This is a genomic window from Kitasatospora sp. Root107 (assembly GCF_001424875.1).
Lineage (GTDB): Bacteria > Actinomycetota > Actinomycetes > Streptomycetales > Streptomycetaceae > Kitasatospora.
This window is the reverse complement of the sequence record NZ_LMCT01000009.1, coordinates 42,223-50,615: the sequence shown is the minus strand read 5'-3', so window position 1 is coordinate 50,615 and position 8,393 is coordinate 42,223. Positions and strand designations below refer to the sequence as shown.

The 8,393-nt window shown below is 73.2% G+C and carries 9 protein-coding genes; 6 read left to right on the top strand and 3 right to left on the bottom strand.

All coding sequences use genetic code 11. The features are described from left to right. Positions 1-68 precede the first annotated feature (68 nt). The gene (locus ASC99_RS39680; protein ID WP_235583022.1) at positions 69-1,352 is read left to right on the top strand and encodes a hypothetical protein; all 1,284 of its coding nucleotides are present in this window, start codon (positions 69-71) and stop codon (positions 1,350-1,352) included. Here the strand turns inward: ASC99_RS39680 and ASC99_RS09490 are convergent. Next, a complete protein-coding gene (locus ASC99_RS09490) occupies positions 1,342-3,438 on the bottom strand; it encodes a hypothetical protein (RefSeq protein ID WP_063857042.1) in 2,097 nt (698 codons plus the stop codon). The two genes, ASC99_RS39680 and ASC99_RS09490, sit on opposite strands and share 11 nt — an antisense overlap. 139 nt (positions 3,439-3,577) lie before the next feature. Between ASC99_RS09490 and ASC99_RS09485 the strand changes: the two genes are divergently transcribed. Continuing rightward, the gene (locus tag ASC99_RS09485; protein ID WP_057230237.1) at positions 3,578-4,102 is read left to right on the top strand and encodes a PadR family transcriptional regulator; all 525 of its coding nucleotides are present in this window, start codon (positions 3,578-3,580) and stop codon (positions 4,100-4,102) included. Further along, entirely contained in the window at positions 4,099-4,803 is a 705-nt protein-coding gene (locus tag ASC99_RS09480; RefSeq protein WP_057230236.1) for an ABC transporter ATP-binding protein, read from the top strand. Before ASC99_RS09485 ends, ASC99_RS09480 begins: the two co-directional genes overlap by 4 nt. Positions 4,804-5,002: 199 nt before the next feature. On the opposite strand, the gene nagB is transcribed toward ASC99_RS09480, so the two are convergent. Next, positions 5,003-5,785, bottom strand: a complete 783-nt coding sequence (gene nagB, locus ASC99_RS09475; protein ID WP_057230235.1) for a glucosamine-6-phosphate deaminase — start codon at positions 5,783-5,785, stop codon at positions 5,003-5,005. 261 nt (positions 5,786-6,046) lie between these two features. On the opposite strand from nagB, the gene ASC99_RS09470 reads away from it, so the two are divergent. From ASC99_RS09470 to sigJ, 3 genes are all read left to right on the top strand, one after another. After that, positions 6,047-6,460, top strand: a complete 414-nt coding sequence (locus ASC99_RS09470; RefSeq protein ID WP_057230234.1) for a hypothetical protein — start codon at positions 6,047-6,049, stop codon at positions 6,458-6,460. A 12-nt stretch (positions 6,461-6,472) separates the two neighbouring features. Further along, positions 6,473-6,949 carry a thiol-disulfide oxidoreductase DCC family protein gene (locus tag ASC99_RS09465; protein WP_063857041.1) on the top strand — a complete coding sequence of 159 codons (477 nt, stop codon included), beginning with the start codon at positions 6,473-6,475 and terminating at the stop codon, positions 6,947-6,949. Positions 6,950-7,055: 106 nt separating this feature from the next. Next, the gene (gene sigJ, locus ASC99_RS09460) at positions 7,056-7,940 is read left to right on the top strand and encodes an RNA polymerase sigma factor SigJ (protein ID WP_369824389.1); all 885 of its coding nucleotides are present in this window, start codon (positions 7,056-7,058) and stop codon (positions 7,938-7,940) included. A gap of 87 nt (positions 7,941-8,027) precedes the next feature. On the opposite strand, the gene ASC99_RS09455 is transcribed toward sigJ, so the two are convergent. Beyond that, positions 8,028-8,270 carry a hypothetical protein gene (locus tag ASC99_RS09455; protein WP_057230233.1) on the bottom strand — a complete coding sequence of 81 codons (243 nt, stop codon included), beginning with the start codon at positions 8,268-8,270 and terminating at the stop codon, positions 8,028-8,030. Positions 8,271-8,393 lie beyond the last annotated feature (123 nt).

Here is an 8,393-nt window from a genome sequence, read left to right as displayed (position 1 = left end):
AGCCAGCCAGCCAGCCAGCCAGCCAGCCAGCCAGCCAGCCAGCCAGCCAGCCAGCCAGCCAGCCGTTCGTGTTCGGCTTCGACCCGGCGCTGCTGCTGGACTCCGACGGTGTCCCGTTCGTGGACGCGATGGTGCTCTCCCATCCCGAGCAGGTCGAACGCCTCCGGGCCGCCTGCCCGCCGGCTGCCGCGACGGCGGTGCTCGCCGGTGACCCCTGCTACGACCGGCTGCTGAGCGAACGCCCGCTCCGCGAACGCTTCCGCCGCACCCTCGGCGTCCACCCCGGCCAGCAGTTGCTGCTGCTCAACTCCACCTGGAACCCGAGCTCGCTGTTCGGCGACGGCGGCCCGGTGGACGTGCTCCCGCTGCTGCTGCCCCGGCTGCGCGCCGAACTCCCGGCCGACGAGTACCGGGTGGCCGCCGTCCTGCACCCCAACATCTGGCACGGCCACGGCCCCGGTCAGATCCGGCTCTGGCTGGACGCGGCGCAGCGGGCCGGGCTGACCCTGATCGACCCGGTGCACGACTGGCGACAGGCCCTGCTCGCCGCCGACGCGGTGCTCGGCGACTTCGGTTCGGTCAGCTACTACGCCGCCGCCCTCGGCACTCCCGTCCTGCTCGGCGCGGCCTCACTGGACACCCTCGGCCCCGACAGCCCGGTGGCCGACTTCGTCCGCAAGGCACCGCAGTTGGACCCCTACACCGCCCTGCTGCCGCAGCTGGACCGACTGCTGACCGAGCACCGGCCGTTCCCCGGCCCGGCCGCGCTCACCAGCTCCGATCCCGGCCGCTCCGCCGGGCTGCTCCGTGCGCTCTGCTACCGCCTGATGGACCTGCCGGAGCCGACCGCACCCGCCCGGCTGGACCGGCTGCCCCTGCCGCCGTACCAACCGCCGTTGCGCACCGCCCCGTTGCGGGTCTGCACCCGGGTGCTCAGGCACGGCGTGGTCGAGCTGCACCGGGTGGTCTCCCCCGAGTACGAGCCGGACGGCCCGGGCGAGGGCCACCTCGCGGTGCACGAAGACACCCTGGACCGGGAGGTGCTCGACCTGGCCGACCTGATCTACCGGTACGGCGCCCCGGACGACCCCAGGCTCGGCCCGCCCGCCGACTGGGCCGCCGAGATCCTCGACCGCTTCCCCGGCTGCTCGCTGGCCGCGTACGTGACCGGCCCGCACACTTGCGTGGCCCGCCACCGCAACGGCCTGCTGGTCGAGTTGACGACCGAAGGCGGCGGCGCCGACCCGGCCGCCTGGGCCTCCGCCCTGTTGGCCCGGCCCACCCCCGCGCGGCTGACCGTCCGGACCGGCAGCACCACCCACCGCGTCCGGGTCACCGAGCTCAGCCGTTAGCCCGCTCGCGCAGCGCGTGCAGGAACGGCAGGTGCAGCGCGGCGTTCTCCCGGCCGAGCAGCACCAGCGCCTCCTCGATCACCACGGCCGCCTCCGCCGGGCGGCCCTGGGCCAGCCGGGCCTCGGCCAGGTTGGTCAGCGTCCGGGCGGTGTTGTAGTCGTCGCCGTGCTCCCGGAACCAGGCCAGCGCGAGCTCCAACTGCTCGACCGCACGCGCGGGTTCACTCACCAGTGCCCGCCCCCGGTGCCGCCGGAGCAGCGCCCGGGCCCGGGGCACGTCGGCGTGACCGCGCTCGCCCTCGGCGATCCCGCCGAGCAGTCGGTCGGCCTCCTCGAAACAGCCGTACGCCTCGGTGAACCGCCACTGGCGCAGCCGCATCAGCCCGAGCGACTCGACGGCGGTGGCCTGCCCACGCAGGTGCCCGGCCTGCCGGTCCGCCTCGGCGGCGGCCATCAGCTCGGTCTCGGCCTCGTCGTACTTCTTCGACTCGACCAGGGCGAACGAGAGTTGGGTGTGCATCCGGCCGGCCAGGTCGGTCCCGGGAGCGTACTTCTCGACCGACCGGACGCCCGCCCGCAGCGCGGGCAGCAGCAGGTCGTGGCCGGCCGCCTTGAGCTGCAGGGCCCACAGCGCCTCGACCAACTGGCAGACCAGGTCGTACAGCTCGCACTCCTCGGCGGCCCGGACCGCCTCCAGCAGATTCCCCAGCTCCCCGCCGAGTGCGGCCAGCGCGGCACCCGGGCTCTCGTACTCCCCAGGCCCCAGCTCCCGGTACAGCGGGCCGAGCTGCCACCGGTGCGGCAGCGCCGCGTAGTCCGCCCGGACGGCGAAGTGCAGCAGCGACTCCACGCCCCGGCGGACCGCCGCCATCCCGGCCGCCAGGCCGTCCTGCCGGACGGCGGCCTGCTCGGCATGGGCGCGCACCATCGGGCGGTACCGGTACCGCCCGTCGCGCTGGGGCTCCAGCAGCCGCTGCTCGGCCAGCTCGGCGAGCAGCTCGTCAGAATTGGTGAACCCGCTGATGGCTCCGGCGAGTTCGGGTCCGATCGCGGCCCACGGACGGAGCCCGCAGAGCCGGTACAGCCGGGCTGCCTCCGGTGACAGCCGCCCGTACGCGTCCTCCACCGCCACCTGGGCCGCGTCCGCCTCACCGACCCGGGGTGCGGGCACCGTGGCCAGGTACGGCGCGGCCGCCCGCAGCGCGAACGGCGAGCCGGCGCAGCGGGCCAGCACGGCGGGCAGCGTCGCCTTCGCCGCTCCGACCGCCTGACGGCCCGCCAGTTCGGTGAGCAGCCGGGTGGCGTCCTTCCCGCTCAGCGGCCCGACCGGTACGCCGACGGCGTCCAGCCCGGTCAGCGGACGGCGGGCCACCACCACGGTGAACACCCCGGGCGCCGAGGTCACCAACGGCAGCACCTGGGCCGCCGACTGGGCGTGGTCGAGCACCAGCAGCAGGCGCCGGGCGGCCAGCGCCGTCCGGTAGGCGGTCAGCCGGTCGTCGAGCCCGAGCGGGATGCTGTCCGCGGGCATCCCGAGGTCCAGCAGCAGTCGGCGCAGCAGCGCGGTCGGGGTCGGGCTGGTGCCCAACGCGCCGCCGCGCAGGTCGAGATAGAGCTGCCCGTCGGGGAAGCGCCGCACCTCCCGGGCGCCCCAGTGCACCGCGAGCGCGCTGGTGCCGATGCCCTCAGGACCGTGCAGCACGGCGATCCGCGGCCGCCCGTCGGCCTTCCGGTCCGCCTCCTGGTCGAGCTGCTTCAGCGGCTCCCTGCGGTCGGTGAAGAACCGCACCGAGGCGGGCAGCGCCATCGGAACCACCGGACGGTACGCACCGGCCCCGGCGTTGCCGTTCAGCCAGGCCGACAGCTCCAGCGCGAAGGCCGGGTCGATCGCGGCCCGCGCCGTCAGCCGTCCGGCCAGCAGCTCGCGCTCGGCCGCCCCGGTCGGCGCCGGCACCTCCCGCCCGAACGCCCGCCTGGTCAGCCCGCCGACGGACTCCCAGGCCCACCTGCCCGCCTCGTTGGCCATCGAGGCACCGACGGCGCCCAGCGCCACGGTGACCGCCGACATCGACAGCGGATCGAGCACGCCACTCCCCCTGGTCCGACCGGCTCTTCGGCCCCACCGTAGCCTGCCGCCGTCGCCGGGCGGGGTCCGTTCCCCGATCCGGCCGCCCGGTGGGCTCAGCTATGAACGTCGGCTATACACCCTGGGTAGAGTGCCGTTCATGTCACTCGGTCAGATCCTCCTCGGCCTCCTGGAGTCCCAGCCGCGCCACGGCTACGACCTGAAGCGCGCCTACGACGAGCAGTTCGGCCGCACCCGGTCGCTGCACTACGGGCAGGTCTACTCGACGCTGTCCCGGCTGCTGAAGAGCGGACTGGTCGAGGTCGAGGGCATCGAGCCGGGGGACGGTCCCGAGCGGAAGCGGTACGCGATCACCGAGGCCGGGGTGACCGACGTCGGCGAGTGGCTGGCCCGGCCCGAGAGCCCGGAGCCGTACCTGCAGAACACCCTGTACGCCAAGGTGGTGCTGGCGCTGCTGACCGACCGTCCGGCGGCGGAGGTGCTCGACCTGCAACGGACCGAGCACCTGCGGCAGATGCGCGCGCTGACCCGGCGCAAGGACGGCGGCGACCTCGCGGACCAGCTGATCTGCGACCACGCACTGTTCCACCTGGAGGCGGACCTGCGCTGGCTGGAGCTGACGGCGGCCCGGCTGGACGAGCTGCGCGGACAGGTCGCCCGGTGACCGCTCCGGCCCTCGCCCCGCAGCCGACCCCGTCGGCGACCGCGCTGCTCAGCGGCACCGGCCTGGCGAAGGCGTTCGGTGCCACCACCGCACTGCACGACGCCTCGCTGAGCATCGAGGCGGGCGAACTGGTCGCCGTGATGGGCGCCTCAGGCTCCGGCAAGTCCACCCTGCTGCACTGCCTGGCCGGGATCGTCGAACCGGACGCGGGCAGCGTGACCTACCAGGGCAGCCGACTGTCCGAGCTCACCGACGCCGGGCGCAGCGCGCTGCGCCGCAGCGATTTCGGCTTCCTGTTCCAGTTCGGCCAGCTGGTACCGGAGTTGACCTGCCTGGAGAACGTGGCGCTGCCGCTCCGGCTGAACGGGCTGCGCCGCCGGCCCGCCGAGCAGCTGGCCCGGGAGTGGCTGGAGCGGCTGGAGGTCTCCGGCTCGGCCGGCCGCCGGCCGTCCGACGTCTCCGGCGGCGAGGGCCAACGGGTAGCGCTGGCCCGGGCCCTGGTGACCGGCCCGCAGGTGGTCTTCGCCGACGAGCCGACCGGCGCGCTGGACTCGCTGAACGGCGAACGGGTGCTCCGGCTGCTCCGGGCCGCCGCCCGGGAGTCCGGCGCGGCGGTGGTGCTGGTCACCCACGAGGCCAGGGTCGCCGCGTACGCCGACCGCGAGGTCGTGGTCCGCGACGGGCGCACCCTGACGCGGTAGCCGTCAACGGGGCGTCAGGATCGCGGCGGCCACCGTCAGGAGGCCGTCAGGAACCGGGCGGACACGAACCGCCCGCGCCTAGGGTCGGAGCTGTCGAAAGGTGCCCGCCCCGCTCCGTGGGGGAAGCCGAGTGCGGGCCGACAACGGAACGAGCCGCAGGCCCCCGGGGGTCTGCGGCTCGTTCCGTCCTACAGCCGGGTCAGATCGACTGCCAGGCCGGCTTCGCCGCGTAGGTCGCGCGGAAGTAGTCGGCCAGCTTCAGACCGGACGCGGCCGCCTCGTCCACCACCACGGTGGCGTGCGGGTGCAGCTGCAGGGCCGAGGCCGGGACCAGCGCGGAGAGCGGGCCCTCGACCGTGGCGGCGACGGCGTCGGCCTTGGCCTCACCGGTGGCCAGCAGCACCAGGTGGCGGGCCTCCAGGATGGTGCCGATGCCTTGGGTGATGACGTGGTGCGGGACCTGGTCCAGGCTGTCGAAGAAGCGCGCGTTGTCGACCCGGGTCTGCTGGGTCAGCGTCTTGATCCGGGTCCGCGAGGCGAGCGAGGAGCACGGCTCGTTGAAGCCGATGTGCCCGTCGGTGCCGATCCCGAGCAGCTGCAGGTCGACGCCACCGGCGGCGGCCAGCGCCCGGTCGTACGCGATCGCCTCGGCGGCGACGTCCTCGGCCGCACCGTCCGGGCCGAAGAAGGACGCCTCGGTCAGGCCGAGCGGCTCGATCACCTCGCGCAGCACCACCGAGCGGTACGACTCCGGGTGCCCGGTCGGCAGGCCGACGTACTCGTCCAACTGGCAGACTCGGGCCCGCGAGACGTCGAGCGCCCCGCTGCGCACCTTGGCGGCCAGCGCCTGGTAGATCGGCAGCGGCGTCGAGCCGGTTGCCACCCCGAGCAGCGCGTCGGGCTTGCGCGTCACCAACTCGGCCATCGCCGAGGCGATGAGCTCGCCGCCGGCGGCGGCATCGGGGACGATGACGATTTCCATGGCTCCACCGTTCTGAGTCGCGGATCTGAATCGCGCTGTGGTCTAGACCAGACAGGTCAAAGCCTATCGCGCCCACCGCCGCCCGGGCAGGCCCGCCGCCCGATTGCGTTCGCCCTTTCCAGCCCTTGAGACCAACGCGACAGCCGGTCACCCCGCTCAGCAACGCAATCCGGCCACCCGAGGCGTACTTGAACACGTTCAAAAGAGGGGCTACTGTCAGTCCCGTCATGTTTTGAACACGTTCGAAACGGAGTTCCTCCGATGGACTACACCGTCGTCAGCTATGCCGTCTACCTGCCGATCGCCGTCGGCGTCACCATCTGGGTGGCCCGCACCCTGAGCCGCAACGGCCGGTTGTTCCTGACCACCGTCTTCCCCGGCGACGAGAAGCTGGCCGATGCCGTGAACCACCTGCTGGTGGTCGGCTTCTACCTGATCAACCTGGGCTTCGTGGTGCTCTGGATGCGGACCAGCGAGCAGGTCACCGACCTCCAGGGGGTCTTCAACACCCTCTCGGTCAAGCTCGGCTCGGTCCTGCTCGCGATCGGCTGGATGCACCTGGGCAACGTGTACGTGCTCAACCGGATCCGTCGCCGGGGCAGTAGCGCGGACAGCATTCCGCCGCGCCCGCCGGTCGCTCCGCAGGGCTGGACCCCGCAGCCGGCCCAGGCCTGAGACACCGTCACCATGACGACACCGGCCGCACCTCCCGTCCGCCGACTCACCGTGCTGCACGATCCGCACTGCGGGCTCTGCCGCAGGCTCACCCACTGGCTGCGCGGGCAGCGGCAGCTGGTCCCGCTGGAGTTCGTCGAGGTGGCGGGCCCGGAGGCCAGGCGACGGTTCCCCGAACTGGACCACGACGCGAGCCTCGGCGAGATCACCGTGGTCGCCGACACCGGCGAGGTCTGGCGCGGGGCGCACGCCTTCGTCACCTGTCTGTGGGCACTGGCCGATCACCGGTCGCTGGCCGGCCGCCTGGGCACCCCGGCCGGCCTGCCGCTGGCCCGGGCCGCCGCCTTCGCGGCCAGCCGGTACCGATCGGCCGTCGGCGCCGGACAGCCCGCTCCGGGCTCCGAGCTCGACGACTACGAGGACTACGGGGACGACTGCGCCGACGGGAGCTGCTCCGTCCCGCCCCGCACCGATGCGGAGCAGCACTGAACTCTTCGGCCACCGGACCGCAGAAATCGAGCACCCTGTCGGCGATCACCAGGTAGAACAGTCGAAGGCCGGCGGGTGCGCCGCCGCGCGGAGGGGATGTGACACGGTGAACGAGAGCATGGAGCTGATAGCGCGATTCGAGGAGCACCGGCCGCATCTGCGCGCGGTGGCCTACCGGATGCTCGGTTCGCTCAGCGAGGCCGACGACGCGGTGCAGGAAGGCTGGCTACGCCTCAACCGCACCGACACCAGCGACGTCGAGAACCTCGGCGGCTGGCTGACCACGGTGGTGGCCCGGGTCTGCCTGAACATGCTGCGCTCCCGCGAACAACGCCGCGAGGACCCGCTGGAGTTGCGGATCCCCGATCCGATCATCAGCAACCAGCGCGGCATCGACCCCGAGCAGGAGGTCCTGCTCGCCGACTCGGTCGGGCTGGCGCTCCTGGTGGTGCTCGAATCGCTCGGCCCGGACGAGCGGATCGCGTTCGTGCTGCACGACATGTTCGCCGTGCCCTTCGACGAGATCGCCCCGATGCTCGACAAGTCCACGGCCGCCGTACGGCAGTTGGCCAGCCGCGCCCGCCGCAAGGTGCAGGACCGGGCACCGGCCCCCGACCCCGACCTGAGCCGTCAACGCCTGGTGGTCGACGCCTTCTTCGCCGCCTCCCGGGACGGGGAGTTCGACGCCCTGGTCGCCGTTCTGCACCCCGACGTGGTGCTCCGCTCCGACGGCGGCACGCTCCGGGCCCGCCAGAACGTCGTCCTGCACGGCGCCGAGACGGTCGCCTCGCAGGCCGTCACCTTCGCCAAGCTGGCCCCGTTCGCCCTCCCTGCCCTGATCAACGGTGCGGCCGGGGCGGCGGTCGTGATCAACGGCAAGCTGGTCTCCGTGATGGCCTTCACGGTCGTCGAGGGCCGGGCCGTGGCGATCGACGTGATCGTCGACCCCGACCGTCTCGGACGGCTCGACATCAGCGCGCTCGAGCTCTGACCGGCGGGGGCGGTGGGGTCTGCTGGTCACCCACCGCCCCGGCCGGCTCCAGCCGGGTACGCCGAACTCTGCCTGCCATGACGCGAGTTACCGTCCGGCCGAGGAGCTCGACCCTTCCGACCGGGTGAGCGTCTCCGCCAGGTTCGCCGGCAGCCCGGTCGCCAGGACCATCGCCGCACCACCCTGCTGCAACCACCGCAGGTGCGGGTCACGGAGGCTCTCCGCCCGCTCCGAGGAGAGCATCTCCGCCAGGTTCGCCGGCAGCCCGGTCGCCAGGACCATCGCCGCGCCACCCTGCTGCATCCACTGAATGTTCTGGTTCGTCGTCATGCAGAGAACGCTACGGACTGCCGATCCGCCCCAACATCCGATCCTCCCCCGGCCGTTGAGGGGGGTTGTCCCCCCTGCCGGGCGGAGGAAAGCCGGGTGGTGTGACGACCAGAAGGGATCTGT